General features: G+C 45.2%; 13 protein-coding genes. All 13 read left to right on the top strand.

Features of this window, described 5'->3' with window-relative positions; genetic code table 11:
• Positions 1 to 15 precede the first annotated feature (15 nt).
• On the top strand, positions 16 to 1,629 hold the full coding sequence (locus FCN78_RS08525; protein ID WP_205912063.1) for a polysaccharide biosynthesis/export family protein: 1,614 nt from the start codon (positions 16 to 18) through the stop codon (positions 1,627 to 1,629).
• A complete protein-coding gene (locus FCN78_RS08520; RefSeq protein ID WP_077659454.1) occupies positions 1,629 to 2,420 on the top strand; it encodes an ABC transporter permease in 792 nt (263 codons plus the stop codon). Before FCN78_RS08525 ends, FCN78_RS08520 begins: the two co-directional genes overlap by 1 nt.
• The gene (locus tag FCN78_RS08515; RefSeq protein ID WP_077659455.1) at positions 2,417 to 3,079 is read left to right on the top strand and encodes an ABC transporter ATP-binding protein; all 663 of its coding nucleotides are present in this window, start codon (positions 2,417 to 2,419) and stop codon (positions 3,077 to 3,079) included. Before FCN78_RS08520 ends, FCN78_RS08515 begins: the two co-directional genes overlap by 4 nt.
• Positions 3,076 to 4,161, top strand: coding sequence for a KpsE/RkpR family capsule polysaccharide export protein (locus FCN78_RS08510; RefSeq protein WP_077659456.1), 1,086 nt, complete (start codon positions 3,076 to 3,078; stop codon positions 4,159 to 4,161). Before FCN78_RS08515 ends, FCN78_RS08510 begins: the two co-directional genes overlap by 4 nt.
• Positions 4,162 to 4,170: 9 nt before the next feature.
• A complete protein-coding gene (locus FCN78_RS08505; protein ID WP_077659457.1) occupies positions 4,171 to 5,973 on the top strand; it encodes a capsular polysaccharide export protein, LipB/KpsS family in 1,803 nt (600 codons plus the stop codon).
• Positions 5,970 to 7,199, top strand: a complete 1,230-nt coding sequence (locus FCN78_RS08500; protein ID WP_077659458.1) for a glycosyltransferase family 4 protein — start codon at positions 5,970 to 5,972, stop codon at positions 7,197 to 7,199. Before FCN78_RS08505 ends, FCN78_RS08500 begins: the two co-directional genes overlap by 4 nt.
• Before the next feature lie 42 nt (positions 7,200 to 7,241).
• On the top strand, positions 7,242 to 8,897 hold the full coding sequence (locus FCN78_RS08495; protein WP_077659459.1) for a coiled-coil domain-containing protein: 1,656 nt from the start codon (positions 7,242 to 7,244) through the stop codon (positions 8,895 to 8,897).
• 120 nt (positions 8,898 to 9,017) lie between these two features.
• Positions 9,018 to 10,100 carry a non-hydrolyzing UDP-N-acetylglucosamine 2-epimerase gene (gene wecB / locus FCN78_RS08490; RefSeq protein WP_235607584.1) on the top strand — a complete coding sequence of 361 codons (1,083 nt, stop codon included), beginning with the start codon at positions 9,018 to 9,020 and terminating at the stop codon, positions 10,098 to 10,100.
• 15 nt (positions 10,101 to 10,115) lie between these two features.
• Positions 10,116 to 11,450 carry a UDP-N-acetyl-D-mannosamine dehydrogenase gene (gene wecC / locus FCN78_RS08485; protein WP_077659461.1) on the top strand — a complete coding sequence of 445 codons (1,335 nt, stop codon included), beginning with the start codon at positions 10,116 to 10,118 and terminating at the stop codon, positions 11,448 to 11,450.
• A gap of 68 nt (positions 11,451 to 11,518) precedes the next feature.
• Positions 11,519 to 16,591 (top strand): glycosyltransferase, encoded by a 5,073-nt coding sequence (locus FCN78_RS08480; protein ID WP_077659462.1) that lies wholly within the window; start codon positions 11,519 to 11,521, stop codon positions 16,589 to 16,591.
• A gap of 870 nt (positions 16,592 to 17,461) precedes the next feature.
• A complete protein-coding gene (locus FCN78_RS08475; RefSeq protein ID WP_077659463.1) occupies positions 17,462 to 18,883 on the top strand; it encodes a glycosyltransferase family 4 protein in 1,422 nt (473 codons plus the stop codon).
• A gap of 13 nt (positions 18,884 to 18,896) precedes the next feature.
• Positions 18,897 to 20,267, top strand: coding sequence for a bifunctional UDP-N-acetylglucosamine diphosphorylase/glucosamine-1-phosphate N-acetyltransferase GlmU (gene glmU / locus FCN78_RS08470; protein WP_077659464.1), 1,371 nt, complete (start codon positions 18,897 to 18,899; stop codon positions 20,265 to 20,267).
• 38 nt (positions 20,268 to 20,305) lie between these two features.
• Positions 20,306 to 21,652: a phosphoglucosamine mutase gene (gene glmM, locus FCN78_RS08465; protein WP_077659465.1), complete on the top strand. Its 1,347-nt coding sequence runs from the start codon at positions 20,306 to 20,308 to the stop codon at positions 21,650 to 21,652.
• Positions 21,653 to 21,709 lie beyond the last annotated feature (57 nt).

Genomic DNA, 21,709 nt, shown 5'->3' with positions numbered 1-21,709 from the left:
TCACGCAGTGAGTTAATGGCCGCTGCAAAGCAAGCACAAAGCACCTCTGTATCAACCAGTTCGGCTGACGACACGGTAAAAGCCAATTGGCAGTCATCCAACTATGGTCCGGTGCAAAACCAACAAACGACTCAAAAAGACGACGACATACAGCCCTTTGGGTACTCGCTCTTCCAAGGTGGATTTCGTGGTTTGCGGTCTGATGGGCTCAACCCTAACTACCGCATTTTGCCGGGCGACCAAGTTACCATTAAAACTTGGGGCGCGTTTGAAATGGAGCGCACCTTACCGGTGGATGCACAAGGCAATATTTTTATCCCCTCTATTGGCCCTGTAAATGTAAAAGGCACGCCAAATAGCCGCTTGAACGCCGTTGTGTCGGGAGCGATTCGCAAAACCTACTCCGATAAAGTACGGGTTTACACCAACCTACAAGGCGTACAGCCTATTTCGGTTTTTGTGGCGGGTTTTGTCGAAAACCCAGGGCGTTATGCAGGGGTACCTAGCGACTCAGCGCTAATGTTCCTTGATCAAGCGGGTGGCATTGATGATCAGCTTGGTAGCTATCGTGAAGTTTCACTATTACGCGATGGCAAGGTAATCAGCCAATTAGATCTGTACCAGTACATGCTAAAAGGGGAGTTGGCTCACCCACAATTGCAGCAAGGCGATACATTATTAGTTACAAAGCGAAAGCCGACTGTCGTCGTGAAAGGCGACATTGGCCGCACGTTCCGTTTTGAACTGAAAGGTGCAAAGACGCAGGGTGAAGAGATCCTGGCGCTAACACAATTGGATCCCGCTGTCACTCACGTACTACAGCGCGGCACGCGCAACAAAGAATGGATTGCGCACTATCTTTCTTTGCAAGATTTTACAACGGCAGAAATTGCAGACGGCGATGAACTCGTGTTTGTTGGCGATAGTAAAGACCAACAAATTGTCGTCAAACTGGAAGGCGCGTTTACGGGGCAGTCAAATTTTGTGTTGCCTAAAAACACGACACTCGCCGAACTCTTGACCAGTGTGCCTGTTGACCCTCAAGAGACCAACTACCAACAGATTTCACTGACGCGCGTCAGTGTTGCCGAGCGTCAGAAAAAAGCCCTTGATGAAAGTCTAAGACGTCTTGAAGCTACTTACTTAGGTGCATCGTCTTCAACCGCAGAGGAATCGGCAATCCGTGTGCGAGAGGCCGAACTAATTAGTCAGTTTGTGCAAAAAGCCTCGCAAGTCGAACCCGAAGGCACCATGGTGGTGACCAACCAAGGCAAATTGACCGATATTCGTTTACAAGACGGGGATGTGATTCACTTACCAGAGCGCAGCAGCACCGTGCTGATCACCGGTGAAGTGTTTGTACCTCAATCTATCGTTTTCACACCGGGTAAAACGGCGCTTGACTACATTGAAGCGTCAGGCGGCTTTAGTCAGCATGCTAACGACGACAACATTTTAATCGTGCGTCAAAATGGTGAGGTTATCTCAGCCAAAGACGCCCCCGTTAAAGCGGGCGATCAAATTCTGGTCTTACCAAAAGCAGGCACCAAAAACTTACAGTTGGCATCGACACTGACTCAAATCCTTTATCAAGTTGCAGTATCCGCCAAAGTGATCATGGACTTGTAATGAGCTATCAACCACGGCACCCATTAAAAGTCTGTAAACACGTTTGGCATGCCCTTTTTATGCGCGAAGCCATGGCACGCATGAGCGCCGATCGGTTTGGATGGAGCTGGATTCTTCTCGAGCCCATCCTGCACCTCATCATATTTATCGGCGTGAGACAGTTGATGGGGCGAGTGAAATATATTCAAGGTGCTGAATTTATCCCTTGGCTAATCATCGGCATTATCAGCTTTATGATTTTTCGCGATGCCATGATGCGCGCCATGGGGGCGATACGCGCCAACAGTTCGCTATTTGCCTATCGTCAAGTGCATCCGATTGACCCTGTGATCGTGCGTGCCTTTCTTGAATTCACTATTCGCAGCGTCGTTTTAACGCTAATTATTGTGTCGTTGATGTTTTTTGGCGGCTATCGTGGCCCTGATGAACCTCTGCTCGTGATAGCGATGTGGATATTAGCGTGGTGGCTAGGATTGAGTTTTGGCCTAGTGCTGTCTGTGGTGGCCACCATTACCGAAGAAATTGAAAAAATCGTAAAGTTGCTAATGTTTCCGCTATATATGCTGTCTGGCGCCATTTTTCCTCTCAAAGCTTTGCCATATTCACTACGTGATGTACTGATGTATAACCCGATTGTGCATGTATTGGAATTACTGCGCCACGCCTATTTTCATGGCTACTACATGCTCAGTGGCGTCAGCTTGCTCTACCCCGTGCAATGCGCACTAGTGGCGAGCCTGTTGGGACTAATGCTGCATGTGCGGTTTAAATCAAGATTAATGTCAGCATGATAGAAGTAAAAAATATGTCCAAGCGCTACCACGGGCCGTTTGGTAGTAACTGGGTATTAAAAGATGTGAACTTTACTATTCCCCAAGGCGTCAGCGTGGGTGTGGTAGGTAAAAACGGGGCGGGTAAATCCACCTTGTTGCGATTACTTTCCGGCATGGATATGCCCGACCATGGCACTATCGAACGAAAGTGCAGCGTCTCATGGCCGATTGGTTTGAGTGGCGGCTTTCAACGCAATATGACCGGGCGGCAGAATGTGAAGTTTGTCGCGCGTATTCACGGTGATGAAAGCAAAATTGCGCGCATTATTCAATTTGTTCAAGACTTTTCCGAAATTGGCGCTGCATTTGATAAGCCCATTCGCACCTATTCCAGCGGTATGAAAAGCCGCTTGTCTTTTGGCTTATCGCTTGCGTTTGAGTTTGATGTCTATTTGTCAGATGAAGCAACTGCGGTGGGTGATAAAAGCTTTCGTGACAAAGCCACCAAAGCTTTTAAAGACCGCATTGGGCAGGCCAGTATTATTATGGTATCGCATAGCGAAGGTATCTTAAGAGATCTTTGCCAAGCAGGACTATGGATACACAAGGGTAAAGCAATTTGGTATGACGACCTAGAAGATGCGATACACGATTATCATAAGAGTATTAAAAAATGAAAGTAGTTCTTCGTAAGCATTTACAGTGGTTTTTGTGCTTAGGCATTATTCTTGCTGCAGGTATTTATTACGGTGTTTTAGCCACTGATCGCTATGTTTCGCAAGCCAATGTGGTTTTAAAAAGTCCTGAAATCATTCCCACAGGACTGAGCGTGTCATCACTGCTTTCGGGCACATCTGGCGCAGGTGATTTGTTGTTGTTGAAAGAGCATCTAGAGTCGGTCGATATGACGACTAAGTTGCAAAAAGATCTTGATCTTCGTCATCACTACGCACAAGAAGACATCGACTTTATTGCCCGTTTATCTAACGCCGATGTGCCGCTAGAGCTTTTTCATCAATACTTGCGCAAACGTATAAAGATTGAGTTTGATGACTACACCAAAGTATTGCGTATTCGTGTCGAAGCGTACACCCCCGAGATGGCGCAGCAAATTGCCGAAACCTTATTGAATGAAGGTGAAAAGCATATGAATGCGATGGGGCGTCGCCTCGCGCAAGAGCAGCTAAACTTTATTGAAAAACAAGTAAACACCATGTCGGATCGTTTACATCAAGCACGTGAAAAGTTACTCGCTTATCAAAACCAGCACAACCTGATTTCCCCAAAAGCAACGGTCGAAGAAACCTTAAAAATCATTGCAGAGTTAAAGGGGCAATTGGCCGTCACACAATCAAAGCGGCAAGCGCTGAGTAGTTTCCAAACCGCGCGCTCCCCAGAAATGCAACGGTTAAAAAGTGAGATCAATGCGCTAGAGTCACAAGTTAAGCAAGAAAAGCGGTTGTTGACGCAAAACAAGGATAATGCCCTTAACCGTGTAACGGCGGAATACAAAACCTTAGAAATGCAAGCCAAATTTGCGCTTGAATTGTATTCGAATGCACTCACCGCACTTGAGACCACACGTGTTGAAACGGCGCGTAAACTCAAGCAAGTGTCCGTGCTGCAATACCCGAGTTTGCCAGAATATTCCACTGAGCCTCGTCGTTTTCACAACTGGGTGGTGTGGAGTTTGATGAGCGTGTTCTTTTTTGCGGCTGTCCATCTTGGTCGCAGCATTATCCGTGATCACCGAGACTAATGGCCGATCATGGAGAGTGTTGATAAGGAGCAATTAAACTGGCCGCTTCCCGCTGCGCCATTTAAGCCTCGATTCGGTCACAATAAGGCTGGGGCTTCGCATTCACTGTTTCGTCTCGCGCTCAACAACATCAGTGCGGTGCAGGATCAGGAATGGACGCCTGCCCATCAACAGTGGTTGGAGGGTATCAAGCAACATCAGCTGAGTGTGTTAGGGCTGGATCATGCCTACGCGGATCAACCTAAAAGCGATCCGCGCGCCTATGTGCTGATGGTGATTACCGCACAAGATGTTAATCAAGACGCGGTTGATAAAGCGGCACAATATGCCCGCCAACACAATGCCTATGTTTGGTATGTATTGGTTGATCAGCAATTGCGTATACAGCGCCGCCTACCGAGGTATATAGCCCAAAGTTTTGCGAAAGCACGGCAAACCCACCCCCAGTTTTTGTGGCAGCAACTGGATACTGAGAATCGCCCCATTCACTGGGTAGCCAACGCGAAATGCGTACTGAGTGCTCGGGGTGAACTAATGGTTGAAAGTGCCATGTATGGTGTGCCTTTTGTTGCTTTGGCAGGAAGTGCGCAAACATTGCTTGCAACCCTGAATCATCCGGCAAGCACACACAGGTATGTGAAACATTGGTCAGCCGCGCAAATACAGCCGTTATTATTGGCGACGTGGCTGCATCCAGAAACCGAGATCTATCACCCTGAAACTGGGCAAATCATCACACCATTGGCCGCGGTTTCTTGGTTGGTGTCACAAATGAAGGGCCGACAGCGAACGCCAAGACACTTGGTTGCCTTCGATGTGAACCCTTACTGGCGTCCTTGTTTCCGGGCATTTTTTCAAGGTAGCCGGTTGCGTTTTCTGCACCATGATACGGTAACGTCTGATATAGAACGCCATGAAACCCAGCTGATTTGGGGGAGCCGTGAGCACTTTGATACAGAGCGCCCGATGCTGCGTGTTGAAGATGGCTTTATTCGCTCGGTAGGGCTGGGGGCGTTATTTGCTAAACCCATATCATGGATTGTCGATAAAAAAGGCATCTACTTTGATGCCACGCAGCCCTCCGATCTCGAGCATTACCTTACGACGCACACGTTCACCGAACAGGAGCGTCAACAAGGGCACGCCCTCAAGCAGCAATTAGTGGCGCAATCGCTCACTAAATATAACACCGGTCAAACAACATGGTGTCGACCTGTGACCGACAAACCCATTTGCTTGGTGGTGGGCCAGGTGGAATCGGATGCGTCACTACAACATGGTTCGCCCCATGTGTGCACTAATATCGCGTTGCTAAAGAAGGTTCGCCAGCAACATCCCGATGCCTACATTATTTACAAGCCGCATCCGGATGTGATTGCCGGCGCGCGCAAAGCGGGTGAAAACGAAAAACAGGCGCAACAGTGGTGTGATCAAATCGAGGCGTATGTGGGCATTGAGCACCTTTATCCGCATGTGGATGCCGTGCATGTGATGTGCTCCTTAGCGGGATTTGAAGCACTTATTCGAGACAAGCGAGTGGTTTGTCACGGCATCCCCTTTTATGCGGGCTGGGGCTTAACAGACGATCAGTGTTCGGTGGCGCGCCGTGGCGTGCAACGCACGATCGATGAACTGATTTATGCGGCGTACATTTGGTATCCCTTATACATAAATCCACATTCTGGGTATTACACCACCGCTTTCGATGCCGTTAATGTATTGGCAAACCAAAAACAATCAGGTCAACGCTTTCACCAAAAAATAACCGCGTTGGTAGCAAAAACGGTTCGCCAACTCGCAGGGGTCAAATGAAACACAAGACCATTGCTATTGTCGGAACACTGGCGGAGAGTTTAGTCGGGTTTCGTGGCGAACTAATCAAAGACATGGTGGCGGCGGGCCATACTGTATATGCCTTTGTGAGTGAGATAACCTTTACCCAGCAGCTACGTATTCTAGAGCTGGGCGCGACGCCAATTCGCTACTCGCTAAGTCGTTTGGGCATTAATCCTTACCAAGACATTAAAACAGTTTATCAACTGTATAAACTGTTTAAGCAAAATCATATTGACGTCTCGTTTTGCTATTTCGCCAAACCGGTTATTTACGGCACCGTCGCGGCAAAATTAGCCGGAGTCCCGCTACGGGTTACCAAGATTGAAGGGTTAGGTCGGCCCTTTACGCCACCTCCCTCGGGGTTCAGTAAAAAGCAAAAACTACTGCAGAAAGTGCAAGTGTTTCTCTATCGCTGTGCACTGCGATTTAGCCATCATCTTTTTCTGCTGAACCCAGACGACAAGCGCGATCTAATTGATAAAAACAATATTAAAACCGGCCAAGTGCATTTGATCAACGGTATTGGTTTAAACCTACATCATTACCAATTTCAACCGTCGGTCACCGCACCGGTGCGTTTTGTATTTATTGGCCGTTTGCTTAACGAAAAAGGCATTTGGTACTACCTGCAAGCCGCGCAAGCATTAAAAGAAGCAGGCTATCGTGCCGAGTGTTGGGTGGTTGGTGCGCCCGATCAAGGCCGTGATGCCGTATCGGCTGCGCTGTTAAAGCAAAAAGTCCATGACGGTGTTATTCACTATACCGGTAAAGTAGACGATGTGCGTATTCCACTAAAAAAATCATCCGTTTTTGTTTTACCGTCTTATTATCGAGAAGGCGTGCCTAGAAGCACCCAAGAGGCAATGGCAATGGGGCGGGCAGTGATCACTACCTGTAGCCCAGGGTGTAAAGAAACGGTTGTGCACCATAAAAGTGGCTTATTAATTCCGCCGCACGACCCACACGCGTTATTTAATGCGATGAAAGCGTATATCGACCATCCCGAATGGATTATCCAGCATGGTGCCATGGGTCACCAATTGGCGCTACACCGCTACGATGTTAAAAAAATTAATAAAAACATCATGCGTCTGATTGGCTTGCATACGGCCCCATTATCTAGCGCTACGCAGAACATGCTAAAGACCAAGCGTGTTAACGAAGCGGTCAAAGAAGCAAGCGCTGAACATATCGATGAATAAATCGTAATTTTGAACCAGTGGTTAGGTGAAATGGAGAGAAAAATGAAAGTCATTGCTAGCACCATAAAGAGTGCCCAATGGCAGGCGTGGCTCAGTCAGCAAACGAGTCCGTTTCCAATTGTACAAAGTGGCACCAGTGCTCACCCTCGCGACAGCGAGGCGCTGATCATTGCCAACCCATGTACATTAGCGGATATCGAACAGGACCTAGTGTCGTTTGATGAGGTGATCCTGCATGTTTGGGATGCAAAGTCGACCCTGGCCGATGCGCTGCGTAATGGCGCAGACGATAAGGCAATTGAGGAAACACTGGCAGAATGGAGGCGCTTCACGAAAGCGCTACTTGCATGGTTGCCGAATCATCAGCACAAGGTGAACCTCATTAGCCATACCCATGCCACGTTCTATGTTGAGGCCTGGCAAGGCTGGCTAACGTCTCTTGGCATCGAATGGCCCGAAGCAATGAGTATGGCGCCGCGCACACAACAAGATGAATACGATATATTCGCGGCTTATTACATCATCCAGTCCCCTGAGTTTGCTCAACTGGAACAACTCTTATTTAGTGTTACTTTGCCGATGGGTGACAGCTATCCCACTCTGCCGTTCGATATGACGAGCTTGGCCCAGCAAAGTCAGCAAGCCGTCGAGCAATTGCGGTATGCGAATAAGCAAATGGAAAAGCGCGAACAAGATGCTTCGCAGTTGCAGTATGCCCTTGAAGAGAGCAATACAAAACAGACTAAGTTAACTGGACAACTTGAATCGTTACAAAAACAACTCGCCGAGGCTGAAAAAGCAAATAAAGCTTCCGATCAGGCATGGTCGCGGAAGCTAGAAGAGAAAGAGGCTGCGACGCTTCAATTAGAGAATGAGTTGCAGAGAGTCCAAGCAAGCCTTGAACACGTTTATCAAGATGAGCAGCAACAAAGGAAGGCGCTACTGACCGAGACAAAAGCACAACAGACGGTCTTAGCAGAGAAAACGGATTTAGAAAACCAACTGGCGGCGTCACAACAACAGATAAAACAGCTCACTCAAGCGCTGCAGGATGCTAAACAGCAGAAAAGCAACTATGAGCAAACGATCGCAAAAGTTAACGCAGAAAAAGACGCTCAAGCCGTAGAGATGGATAATCTTGCGTGCGAGTTAAGTAAGGTGCAAGCGCGTTTGGAAAATGCATTTGACCAAGAGCAAAAGCTTCAGCAACAGGTCAAGGCGCATAACGTAAAAGTCACCAATATCACCAAGCGCCATCGCTTATTGAAGCTGGATTTGGCCAAAGCGGTTGCCGAAAAGCAATCATTAGAAAAACAAATTAATCGTTATCACTCATCGCCGTTGTGGAAAGTGACGGAGCCGGTACGCAATTTACGTCATAGCCCCAAAAGAAAACGGGCCGAGGCATTGGCTGAGCAAGCACGTCTTATTGAATTAACAGATTTATTTGATAAAGAATGGTATTTGCAACAGAACCCTGATGTTGCATCACAATCTGACTTAGATCCGATCGAACATTACTTGCGGTTTGGTGCGCAGGAGGGACGAAACCCCAGCCCTCAATTTAATACTGAATGGTATTTAAAGACGTATCCCGATGTCGCAGAAAGTGGTGTGAATCCATTGGTTCACTTTATTGAAAACGGCCAGGTAGAAGGACGTCAACCGTCGGCACAATTATTAGAGTATCAACCATGATAAGCCATGGTTAGGCTGCCAATTTGGCAAGGATGTTTAGTGTAAAAATTAATGATTAATAAATAAGGAATAAGAGTGAAAGTATTAACGGTATTTGGTACGCGGCCTGAAGCAATAAAGATGGCCCCTTTAGCCCTTGGATTAAATGATGACGAACGTTTCGATGCGAGGGTGTGTGTAACGGCTCAACACAGAGAAATGTTAGATCAAGTGTTAGACTTGTTCCAGCTAAAACCAGATTATGATTTGAACTTAATGAAGCCAGGTCAGGACCTTACCGATGTTACCAGCGGGATCCTTTCTGGATTAAAGCCGATACTTAGTGAATTTAAGCCGGATATTGTTTTGGTGCATGGAGATACCGCTACCACCTTTTCCGCGTCGCTGGCCGCTTATTATCAACAAATCCCGGTTGGACACGTAGAAGCCGGTCTGCGTACTGGAAATATTTATTCCCCTTGGCCAGAAGAAGGGAATAGAAAGCTTACCGGAGCAATCGCTAATCTTCACTTCGCACCAACCAATAGCTCACAAGATAATTTATTAAATGAAGGTATCGCAGATAATCAAATTACAGTTACCGGCAATACTGTGATTGATGCGCTATTGCAAGTGGTGAATAAATTTGAGAAAGAGCCAGAGTTATCGGCCCAGTTAGCACAGCAGTTTGCTTTTTTCGACCCAATGAAAAAAATGATCCTGGTAACCGGGCATCGACGTGAAAGTTTCGGCGGCGGGTTTGAGCGGATTTGTCAAGCATTATCGCAAACAGCGGAAGCGCATCCAGAAGTGCAAATTGTTTATCCGGTACATTTAAATCCAAATGTACAAGAGCCAGTAAAACGCTTACTAGCGCACCACGACAATATTCACTTGATTGATCCGCAAGAGTACTTGCCGTTTGTTTATTTGATGAATCAAGCGGATATCATCCTTACCGACTCTGGGGGCATCCAAGAAGAGGCGCCATCTCTCGGTAAGCCAGTGTTAGTCATGCGCGATACCACAGAGCGACCAGAAGCGGTTGCTGCAGGCACCGTCAAACTCGTGGGCACAGACGTTAACGTTATTACCGAACAACTGTCGCGTTTGCTAAGTAATGAAAGTGCTTATCGCGAAATGAGTCGGGCGCATAATCCATACGGCGACGGACAGGCATGCGCGCGCATTGCCGACTTTTTAAATGCTTGGAACAACCATTAATAATAAGGTTAAAAAATGAACTTTGAAACAATTTCAGTAATCGGGCTAGGTTACATTGGTTTACCCACTGCCGGTGTTTTTGCTTCGCGCAAAACAAACGTTATCGGTGTGGATGTCAACCAACATGCCGTAGACACCATTAATCGCGGTGAAATTCACATTGTGGAACCAGAACTGGATGTGGTGATCCAAGGCGCAGTGAAAGCGGGTTATCTGCAGGCAACGACCACACCAAAGTCGGCTGATGCCTTTTTAATTGCTGTTCCAACGCCATTTTTATCCGATCCTATTCATGGCTCGCACCAAGCCGATCTCAGTTATATCGAAGCCGCGAGTAAAGCAATTGCGCCGGTTTTAGAAAAAGGTAACCTGGTGGTGTTGGAGTCAACGAGCCCAGCGGGCGCGACTGAGAAAATGGCGCAGTGGCTTTCTGAGGCACGCCCTGATCTTTCGTTCCCGCAAACACACGGTGAAGCGTCAGATATCCGTATTGCCCATTGCCCAGAACGTGTACTTCCTGGCCAAGTAGTTCGTGAGTTGGTAGAAAATGACCGCGTCATTGGCGGCATGACGGCTAAGTGCTCTGAAGCGGCGGTTAACTTGTATAACATTATTGTCGAAGGTGAGTGTGTGACGACGACTGCACGCACCGCCGAAATGGCGAAATTAACTGAGAATGCCTTCCGCGATGTGAACATTGCGTTTGCCAATGAACTGTCGATCATTAGCGATAAACTCGATATTAACGTTTGGGAATTAATTCAATTAGCGAACCGCCATCCTCGCGTGAATATTCTGCAACCCGGCGCAGGCGTAGGCGGCCACTGCATTGCCGTTGATCCTTGGTTTATTGTGGACTCGTGCCCAGAAGAGGCAAAGCTTATCGGTACCGCTCGCCACGTCAATGATGGTAAACCGGACTGGGTGCTTAGTAAAATTAAGGCACAGCTTGATGAACTCCATCAGCAGCACCCAGAAAAAAGCCGTTCTGACTTTGTGGTTGCTTGCATGGGGATTGCGTTTAAGCCAGATATTGACGATCTGCGTGAAAGTCCTGCCATGGGCATTGCCCAACAGGTGGCGCAGCTTGGTTGTAAAGTGCAAGTGATTGAGCCGAATATCATTTCATTGCCTAAATCGCTACAGCTCGACAATGTTGAGCTGGTTGGCCTAGATCATGCCGAAAAAGCCGATATCCATGCAGTGTTAGTTAAGCATCACCCGTTCATGGCTCAAGCAGAATTCTTGCTCGGGCAGCCGCGAGTGATTGATGCCGTTGGACTAACCAATGCGTTACCAACCGCCACACTGCAAGTGCAGGCCAGTGCAGAGCCTGTTGCCACCGCTTAAGATAAACAGCAAACCCATTTTATCAAGGCAGACCAGCGTCTGCCTTTTTTGTGATAAAAGAGAAAAAAATGGATAACTTGATTCAGCGCGCTATTGAACTGGCGAGCCAAAAAAAAACGCCTTATTATCCGATTAAACAGCGCCTAGCCTATATGGTAAGCCACGGGCAAAGCTATGCTAGCAATGGCTACGCCATTCGGACACAGACCATGGCAGAAACACTAAACCAAAATGGAATCGATACATTTTGTTTTGTCCGCCCTGGTCGTCCTTGGGAATTAAACGATAGCGTTGATTGTGATTACCAAGTGACAGTAGACGGTGTACGCTATTTCCATAGCCCTTGGCTAAATACAGCTCCTGACAATGAGCAAGCACACCTTAAAGCGAGTGTGGAGCGTTTTGTCGAGCTTTTTCAAATTTATCGTCCCGCATCAGTATTGGCCGCTAGTGACTACCGCATTGGCTTGCCCGCATGGGTAGCCGCCATGCAACTCGGCTTACCGTTTTACAATGAAGTTCGTGGCTTTTGGGAACTGTCAAAAGATGCGCGCGAGCCCGGTTATGCCAGCAGTGAACAAGGCAAAAAAGAGGGTGAACGAAATACGTTTGTTGCGAAGCAAGCCGCCAAAGTGTTCACCCTTAATCAACCTATGGTCGATGAGCTAATTGCTCGTGGTGTTACAGCGGAAAACCTCTCGATTGTGCCCAATGGGGTTAATACACTTCCAACTCTTCGCGAACCAAGTGCTGCCCTTAAAGCAGCCTTGGGGATTAAAACGCATGATAGAGTTATTGGTTATATCGGCAGTATGGGGGCTTATGAGGGATTAGAGACATTAATTGGCGCATGTCAGCAACTTGTCGATCAAGGCGAAAACATTAAGCTGCTTTTGGTCGGGGATGAGCAAGCCGTAACGCCGAGTACAACGGCTGACAAATCACATAATGAGAAGTCTTGGCTGATTCAAATGGGCCGCGTGCCGCATGATACGGTTCCAGACTATTACGCATTATTGGATGCGGTGGTGATCCCACGTAAGCCCCTACCTGTAAGCCAGCTAGTACCACCTATGAAAGCGACCGAAGCCTTAGCCTACGGTAAGCGGCTGGTTGTATCAGATGTCGCGCCACTCGCCGAATACGCAGACAAGTATGAAAGTGTAATCAGCTTTAAAGCAGGTAATATCGAAAGCTTGGTATCCAGCCTGCAGGCGTCATTGAAGCTGCCTACTCCTCAGTCGAGTGTCGATCTGCTTTTCTCCACGCACATCCAACCGATGGTGCGCGCGCTGAAGGACGAGGCGCGTATAATGGACCATAAGGAGATGGTGCCAGAAGCGATTGTTATGGACTTGGAAAATTCAGTGCATAGGCATAAAGCTTTTAATGAAGGAATAAACAGAGAATCCCCAATACTAAAATTGTTCTTTGACTCTACCTCTGTCTCGCAAGAAGAATTGAGAGCACTAATTGGAATCTACTTAAAAAACATCAGAGATTTGAGTCGTGTTAAGCTTGTCGTGTATGGGGAAAATTTTGACGAGACCTTTTTGAACGACAGTTTTCTATTTGAAACAGTTTTATTCGAGACTAGCAAAAAAAGAGCTAAGCGCACAAGTTATGATGTCAATATTGTTGCTCCCAAATCTCTGCCCGTTAAGTCTGTCCATGAACTGAACTGGAAAAATTTCAGGGGGTTCTGTGAATCTATTTCCCACCTTTTTCGTGAGTGCTCAACGTCGAATATATTGTATTTCGTTTTTACAACGGGTAGTAATACAGAAGCTGGCTATCATCGCCGTTCTTTACATTTAAAAGAAGCTTTTGATGAGATTGGTGTAAAACTCCCTCTAATCTCTTATCATTCTAGTACTTTTAAATACAAGGACAAGGTTGCTTTTATACCAAAAGACATGAAAATCTTAGAGCGTATACTTGCATGGCTAAGTCCCAGAACTGTCATAGCAGCTTCTAATCATGAAAACGCTAAGCCTATCCTTGATCTTAGAGATAGTGTTGGATACGAGTTTGTCTATGAAATGAGGGGGCTCTGGCATGAGACGTATGCGGCAAAAATGATGGAGGTTGACAAAACGTATGCGATAAAAAAAGATAAGAACTATAAAAAAGGGTTAAATGGGGAGCTAGATATTATTCAAAGGGCAGATAAAGTGTTATTTATCTGCAAAGAAATGAAGGAGTATGTGGAAGAAAGAGTTACGAATAAAGAAATAAATAGTGAAATTGTTGGGAATGGTTACAAAGTCAACGACCTAACGAGTGACGTAGTTAACGTAAAACCCTATAATAAAAAGTCTGGAGAGCCTTTCATAATAGGATACTTTGGTTCTATCACATATTATGAAGGTATTAAGTTTATGCTTGATTCAGTCGCTGAATTGATCAAGGAGGGGGTCAATGTCAAAGTTTTGCTTATCGGAAAAAATTCAATAAGACACAAGCATGTTCTCAATTTAGATAATTATGACTTTGTGCAGCACGAAGAGTTTAAGAAAGATATACTTCCTTACTATGAGAAGATAAATCTTTTTGTTGTGCCTAGGCTGCCTTATGAAGTCTGCCATAGTGTTGAACCTTTAAAACCTTTTGATTGCTTTGCCAAAAAAGTCCCTTTGCTGCTTTCTGATTGTAAGGCTTTAAAACGACTTTCAGGAGGTGATGAGCGATGTTTGACTTTCAAATCAGGTGATAAAGAAAGTTTTAAAGAAAAAGTTAGAACCGTAATTGCCGATGGTTATCCAAAAGAAAAGCTAGATGTAGCTCGAAATTGGGTAAATGAAAAATTAAAGTGGGTTAACGTTGCAAAGACTTATGTGACATTCCTTACAAAGGAAAAAAAAGACATATACTACCTTTATGCTGATAAATGGTGGATTTCCTATCAGTGGAGCGGCGCGTCAATTAATGCAATTAATGAAATGGCCGTACTTTCGAAGGATAACAATGTTTACTATAATGATATTTTTGTTAATGATTTGTTTTATGGGGGTGTTTTTGACGAAAGGAAATATCTAGAGAGGCACAGTCGTGAGGCCAAAGAGCGAAAAGGAAACTACTCACACTTCTTGCCAAAGGTATTTCGCCCTACTCGGCATTATGATGCAGCATTTTATAGATCTGGCAGCAATGAAAAATGCGTTAATTTCTTTCTAAAGGAGGTTCCTGAGCCAAAAATATTTAGCCACAACTACGTAAAAGACATATGGGAAGAGGGAGCCACAGTCGGCTTCCAAACAGAATCATCACAGGAACTTGCAATTAAAAATGAGCTGGCTAATTTTGATGATGACGGAACGTTAGGTTACGTAGATTCTAATTTCCCCCCTGAACAGAGCTTCCTTCGTTATCAAGCGAGTGCTCATGAAGCTTCAGAATCTAGTAAAGTTTTTGATAGTTCCAGGAGGAATAGATTAAAAAAAGAGCTAAATTGTAACTTCTTAATTGGTGTGATAGGAACTATTTACAAAGGAACTTATCCTGACTTGCTTATTTCAGCGGTTGAAAAAATTCGCACTAATCATCCTGAACTTAACGCAAAAATTATCTTCTATTCAATTAATATACTAGACGAAATCCCAAAGAAAGACTGGATTATCATTTCTAAGTATGACAAAGAGTCGCAAGAGGACGCCTTGCTACAACTAGATGTGATTGTGAATACGTGGAAGTCTTCTGCTCAAGTTTATAGTGGGTCAAATAAAAATATTGATGCTATTAATCATGCTATACCACTTATAGCCGCAAAAACCCCCTCTTACGTTGAGCAGCTTGGTGAAAGCTATCCTCTTTTTTATGACTTTGACCCGAGTAATGAAAATCAAGAAAGTCTTACAAGTGAATATTTGGAAGATCTTTTAATTAAATGTTCGGAAGAGAAATTCAGAGAGAATGTTTCTAAATACCTTATGTGGAGAAGAAGCTTTCTTTCTATTGATTCAACTTCATGGCTTTATAACAAGCAAATCTCTAGGCTTAGAAAAAAAGTGTTGCTTGTTGCGCAGAATTTCAATGTTGGTGGAGTACAAAAATATTCAGTTCAATTAATAAAGTCAATTTCTGAATGTGACATTACTATTCTTGTGTCAGAAAAAGTTAGTGATGAGAAGATAGAAGAATTAAGAAAAATTTCTAGTAATATAAAAATTGAGTACTTTGTTGATGGGGAATTTTCGCTTTTAGAAAACTTTGATGTTGCGTTTATTAACAGTTTTCCTGTTAAGGGGCCCGAACTCGTGTCTCTTCTTAATCACTTGAACAAATGCGGCTCTAGAGTCTACCCTATCGTTCACTCTGATATTCATCCGTTCACGGTGGAAATATCTAAGCACCTCAGCCTAATCGATGGCTTAGTGACGATTAATGCAAAGATAATCGAAAAAATAAAAGAAAATACGGGTAGAGACTTTAAGAGTCACTTCAGCCATATTACACCTGTTTTAGAACCTGAGAATAGCCGTTTGGATAGTCATATAGCAAAATCCAATCGTTCGAAGAAAATCGCATTTTTTGGTAGAGTAGCTCCACTTAAATGTGTCGACTTTCTCGCACGTTCTTTTGCAAGATATGTTGTAGAGACATCAAGTGAATACCAGTTGTTGATATGTGGTCCTTTAGCGCACAAGGGTTTAGACATTGTTATTGAAAAGGCAAACCTTCATGCAGAAAGAGATGCTATATTAATAAAAAATAGATCTTTCGATGCATCTGAAAGAGAGAGCTTGTTTAGGTCTGTAGATGCACTTGTTTATACAACTGCAACTGAGGGGCTTCCCTATACTTTCTTAGAAGCTAATGAGCTAGGCACGCCTGTCATTTCATCTGAAGTTGGCGCTGTAAGTCATCTGATCGACGATGGTATAAATGGATTAACTTTTAACTTCAGAGGCCTTTATTTAAGAAACCTATATGAGGAAAAGCCTTACAATAAGCTTGCTAAAGTCATGAAAGACAACGAAGAAGAGAACTATCAAGAGTTCAAGCGAGTAATGTTGAGGTTTGAATCTGATGATCAAGCTTTCTTTGAAATGAGTAAGAAGGCTATATCCTTTGTGAATAGTAGTTTTTCATTCGAGGTGATGAAAAGTAAGTTTAGACATCTTGTTTACAATCGCTTTTGATCAATACAGCCTCCTTAAAAAAATCTGTCCTTAACTTTTAAATATTGGGGCATGACTTAATCATTACTGATGATAGGTAGTCTGGTTATATCTGCTCATTTTTGTATTGTTATTTTTGAATAAAGCCTCAGCTTTTGAGTCTTTTAATTTGCCTAATGGTTCATATGAACCATTAGGCGACTTAAGATAGTTAAGAGTATGTGTGCGCGAGGATTAATGTTTGTCCATGGTTATATGCCTAAACTTCAAGATTTTTAAAATAATAGTCAATGAGTTTAACATTATGGTTATCTTTCAGGGCTTTAAAATGTATGTAATCCAATAAATACAACACTCATGGTTAAGCTGGCGAGAGGAGGTCAACGTCCGATAGTGGTACGCTATTCATCGCTAAACAAGAACGTGATTACCATGAGCTACCAGCAGTTGACCGAAAGACAACGATACCAGATTTCTGTCCTTTTGGTCCGTGGCTGTTCATAAACAGTCATTGCAGAAACCTGTTGTAAGTCAAAATCAACAATATCGAGATCACATCAGATAATAACTCAGAATTTGTTGAGTATAAGGCGATAGCCGAGGCACTAGAGACATGCATTTATTATTTTCACCGTTATTCATCATGGGAGCGAGGTTTAAACGACAATAGTAACGGGACGCTTGGGCAGTATATTCCCAAGAGCACTGACCTGGGTCAAATCACTGATGAGGTTGCGATTCAAGCTGTAGCTCGCGAGAATACTCGACCAAGAAAATATCTTGGTTTTAGACAGCCTAAAATTATCTTTGACTGCAGGCGGGAGTGTTGCACGTAGCGGCTAAGTCCTCGACATCGCATAAGGACTTTTAATAGAAAGGATCTGTAGACAAATGAAATTTTTGATCTCTGTGTTTTTTAATGCACCCCAAGGCGGTCTTCATGAAAATGTGCGCTTTACTGCACAGCGCCTCTTGGCTGAGGGTCATAGTGTGAGTTTGATCTGTAAATCGGGCCCTTTCGCTGATCAAATGGCCGAGATGGGGGTTGGCGTTTTTAATACTGACTTCGCAATAACGGATTTTAAGCGTGTTTTTGAGCAGGTAAAGATCGCGCATCAACAAGTGCCGTTTGATATTATTCATGCCCATCCCTTTTTATCTCGACAGCTTGCTGTAGTGATAGGCCAGTGTTTAGCTGTGCCTGTAATTGAGACCATGCATGGCCAATATTTAGATCAGCTACCGAACACTATAGCCCAGTTAGACGCTGTGGTATGTGTCTCGGAAGGGATTAAGCAGTATTTATTCACTGAGCAAAGTGGTTTACCTGCAGAAAAGTTCTTTGTTGTACCCAATGTGCCCGACGTCACTCAGTTTAAATATATCGCGACGCCGCCTTCTACCGATCATAAAAATAAAGTAGTGATTGCACTGGTGAGTCGCTTGGATAGGGATAAGCAATTTATTCTTGATCTGTTTCTAAAAGCTGTTGACTATACAGCCCAAACTTATGCGGGGAAAATACATTGGCAGATTATCGGTCAAGGTACAGAGGCCGAGACATTTTTAGCACAATTGGCAGACCTACAAGGCGAAAATACGGTTGAGTTTAGCGGTTGGCTGCAGGGCAAAGACTTGCAGAAAGCCTACTGCGGCAGCCATGCGGTGATTGCGCCCGGGCGCTGCGCGATTGAGGCACTAAGTTGCGCCATACCCGCGATTGCCCTCGGCAGCAAAGGCTATATTGGATTGGTAGACGAGCAACGATGGCAAGCAGCATTATATAGCAACTTTGGTGGGGTTGGTCAGCGAGAACAAGGCTATCAAGCTGGTAGCATAGAAGCAGACATCGATCGGTTGATGCAATCGGCGAAATACCGGCGTCAGTTAGGGCGATTTGGGCGCCAGCTTGTCCGTTCTTTTTTGTCTGCGAAACAAGCACACCAAACAATGAAGCAAATATATCGAACCGTGGTTCAAGCTCGGAAAATGACACCACTCAAACCTGTAGCGGAGCAAGAATTTTTAGCGTTGCAATGTACGAAGACTAATTTTTTATGTACGGATGATAAGCGATTAACCGTCTCTCTCGAAGGTGATTTTCCAGAGAGTACGCAATTTGCGTGGTATTTACATAAGCAAGATCGCGGCGTCATTGAAAAGCAATTTTACACATCGCAGCCTCACACCAACTTTTCTCCCTCAGAGCCCGGAGATTATCGAGTGCAATGCTATTTAAAAAACTCCATTGAGAAAATAAGCTTTTTTACTGAATCTATTTCGGTCTCTGCTTCACAACTTAAAAAACAATAGTAAGGAACAACCTATGAACGTCAGTGCGGTAATATTAGCTGCGGGAAAAGGTAGCCGTATGGTCTCGAGCTTGCCAAAAGTGCTGCATCCTGTAGGCGGTAAACCTATGGTGGCACATGTGATTGATACGTGTCAGTCGATTCAAGCCCAAGCTATTCACCTTATTTACGGCCATGGTGGTGAGCAATTAAAATCGGCTTTGCATCAAAGCCCAGTGAATTGGGTTGAGCAGGCGGAGCAATTGGGCACTGGCCATGCAGTCCAACAAGCTGCGGCATGGATTAAAGACGATGAAAAAATTGCTGTTTTATATGGCGATGTACCTTTAATTAGCGCAGCGACACTCAATAGGCTTCTTGAGGCGCAACCCCATCAGGGTATTGCACTGTTGACGGTGAATGTCGATAACCCAACGGGGTATGGACGGATTGTCCGTGATAATGGTTCTGTAGTAGCTATTGTAGAAGAAAAAGACGCCACTCAAGAGCAAAAGCACATTCAAGAGATTAATACCGGTGTCATGGTAGCAAATGGCTCGGATTTAAAGCGTTGGCTGAAAAAGCTCAACAATCACAATGCCCAACAAGAGTATTATCTGACTGATATTATTGAGCTTGCTCACCAAGAAGGTGGAAAGATTGAAGCTGTCCATCCTGAGCAGGCTTATGAGGTTGAGGGTGTGAATAACCGTCAACAGTTGGCGAGAATAGAGCGTCAATATCAGTTACTGCAAGCCGAACGCCTTCTCGAACAAGGCGTGACGCTAGGTGACCCACAGCGCTTTGATTTGCGTGGTGAGTTAACTGTGGGGAGCGATGTTGAAATTGACATCAATGTGATTATTGAGGGTCATGTGGTTTTAGGTGATGGAGTCAAAGTCGGTGCGGGCTGCATACTTAAAAACTGTCACATTGCTGCTGAGACTCAGATTCAGCCTTATTCAATTGTCGATGACTCGGCGATCGGAAGTTCGTGTACAGTAGGGCCGTTTGCCCGTCTTCGTCCCGGTTCGCGTCTAGCTGATAACGCACACATCGGTAATTTCGTTGAGACGAAAAATACCTCTATTGGCGCTGGCTCAAAAGCTAACCATTTAACCTACTTGGGTGACACAATAATCGGCCAAGGTGTCAATGTCGGCGCTGGCACCATAACCTGTAACTATGATGGTGCCAACAAACATCAAACCATTATCGAAGATGATGTGTTCATTGGCTCGGATACACAGCTAGTTGCGCCGATTCGCGTAGCGCGCGGTGCAACTATCGCTGCGGGCTCAACACTGACAAGAGATGTGCATCAAGACGCATTGGTGCTTACTCGCCCACAACCGGTAGTGAAAGATAATTGGCAAAGACCTGCCAAAAAGAAAAAAAGTGCGTGAGCACGGTGTTAGCAGTTGGTATAGGAAATTAATGAAACATGACTAGACAATTTTTTGGTACGGACGGTATTCGCGGTAAAGTCGGCACGTCACCGATCACACCAGACTTTGCATTAAAGCTAGGTTGGGCAGCAGGACGTGTACTGGCTCGGATGGGGACGAAAAAAGTCATCATCGGTAAAGATACACGGATTTCGGGTTATATGCTTGAATCTGCATTAGAAGCGGGCTTTTCCGCTGCAGGCATTAATTCTGTGATTACAGGCCCATTACCAACACCTGCTGTGGCGTATTTGACGAAAACCTTCCGTGCAGAAGCGGGCGTCGTGATCAGTGCGTCTCATAATCCGTTTTATGATAATGGCATCAAATTTTTCTCTTCAGAGGGCGAAAAACTGCCTGATGATGTGGAGCTTGCCATAGAAGCTGAGCTGGCGAAGCCCATTGAATGTGTTGCATCAGATCAGCTGGGCAAAGCGTCACGTATGCATGATTCAGCAGGGCGATATATTGAATTTTGCAAAGGTATGTTCCCGACACAATTAACCTTAGAAGGCATGAAGATTGTTGTCGATTGTGCCCACGGCGCGGCGTATCACATCGCGCCAAATGTGTTTCGGGAGCTGGGTGCGGAGGTTATCGCAGTCGGTTGTCAACCAAACGGCGTCAATATCAACCTAAAATGTGGTGCAACGGATTTAGCACTACTTCAAGAAACCGTACTTGAACATAGCGCTGATCTAGGTATAGCTCTTGATGGCGACGGTGACCGTTTGATGTTGGTCGACCAATATGGCGCTGCGGTCGACGGCGACCAAATCTTGTTTATAATTGCTAAACATCAGCTTACACAAGGTACGCTAAAAGGGGGAGTGGTTGGCACGCAAATGTCGAACATGGCACTCGAATTAGCGATGGCTGAGTTGGGCGTGCCTTTTGTGCGCAGCAAAGTCGGCGATCGCTATGTGATGGCTGAACTAATCGCCCGAGATTGGATGTTAGGCGGTGAAAGCTCAGGCCATATCATTTGTCGAGATAAAGTCACGACGGGGGATGCAATTGTTGCCGCTTTACAGGTGCTAACGGCATTACAGGCTTTAAATCAGCCACTGCATGCACTTGCCGCCGAAATGCCGATGCTACCTCAAACGTTATTAAATATTCGCTATGCGCCTGGCTCACAACCGCTAGATAGCGCTCAGGTTCAGCAGTGTGTTGCGGATGCGGAAGATGCCTTAGCAACTCATACAGAGCAGCCTAAAGGTCGTGTTCTTTTGCGCAAATCAGGCACTGAGCCATTAATTCGAGTGATGGTTGAGGCGAAAACTGATCAGCAAGCCACTCAGTGGGCAAAGCATATTGCGGAAGCCGTGGAGGCTGCATAAATGCCCCACTTGGTGTCGAACCCTTTCCGCATTCCTGAATAAGGATTTATGATCGCC

Origin of the sequence: Salinivibrio kushneri (genome assembly GCF_005280275.1) — a bacterium.
Classification (GTDB): Bacteria; Pseudomonadota; Gammaproteobacteria; order Enterobacterales; family Vibrionaceae; genus Salinivibrio; species Salinivibrio kushneri.
The sequence above is the reverse complement of the archived record's forward strand: the minus strand, read 5'-3'. Positions and strand labels throughout refer to the sequence as shown.

Excerpts from the sequence above, each read along its gene's own strand:
- glmM (WP_077659465.1), top strand. The coding sequence starts at position 20,306 with ATGACTAGACAATTTTTTGGTACGGACGGTATTCGCGGTAAAGTCGGC.
- wecC (WP_077659461.1), top strand. The coding sequence starts at position 10,116 with ATGAACTTTGAAACAATTTCAGTAATCGGGCTAGGTTACATTGGTTTA.
- glmU (WP_077659464.1), top strand. The coding sequence starts at position 18,897 with ATGAACGTCAGTGCGGTAATATTAGCTGCGGGAAAAGGTAGCCGTATG.
- wecB (WP_235607584.1), top strand. The coding sequence starts at position 9,018 with ATGGCCCCTTTAGCCCTTGGATTAAATGATGACGAACGTTTCGATGCG.
- FCN78_RS08480 (WP_077659462.1), top strand. The coding sequence starts at position 11,519 with ATGGATAACTTGATTCAGCGCGCTATTGAACTGGCGAGCCAAAAAAAA.
- FCN78_RS08505 (WP_077659457.1), top strand. The coding sequence starts at position 4,171 with ATGGAGAGTGTTGATAAGGAGCAATTAAACTGGCCGCTTCCCGCTGCG.
- FCN78_RS08500 (WP_077659458.1), top strand. The coding sequence starts at position 5,970 with ATGAAACACAAGACCATTGCTATTGTCGGAACACTGGCGGAGAGTTTA.
- FCN78_RS08510 (WP_077659456.1), top strand. The coding sequence starts at position 3,076 with ATGAAAGTAGTTCTTCGTAAGCATTTACAGTGGTTTTTGTGCTTAGGC.
- FCN78_RS08495 (WP_077659459.1), top strand. The coding sequence starts at position 7,242 with ATGAAAGTCATTGCTAGCACCATAAAGAGTGCCCAATGGCAGGCGTGG.
- FCN78_RS08525 (WP_205912063.1), top strand. The coding sequence starts at position 16 with ATGGCCGCTGCAAAGCAAGCACAAAGCACCTCTGTATCAACCAGTTCG.
- FCN78_RS08475 (WP_077659463.1), top strand. The coding sequence starts at position 17,462 with ATGAAATTTTTGATCTCTGTGTTTTTTAATGCACCCCAAGGCGGTCTT.
- FCN78_RS08515 (WP_077659455.1), top strand. The coding sequence starts at position 2,417 with ATGATAGAAGTAAAAAATATGTCCAAGCGCTACCACGGGCCGTTTGGT.
- FCN78_RS08520 (WP_077659454.1), top strand. The coding sequence starts at position 1,629 with ATGAGCTATCAACCACGGCACCCATTAAAAGTCTGTAAACACGTTTGG.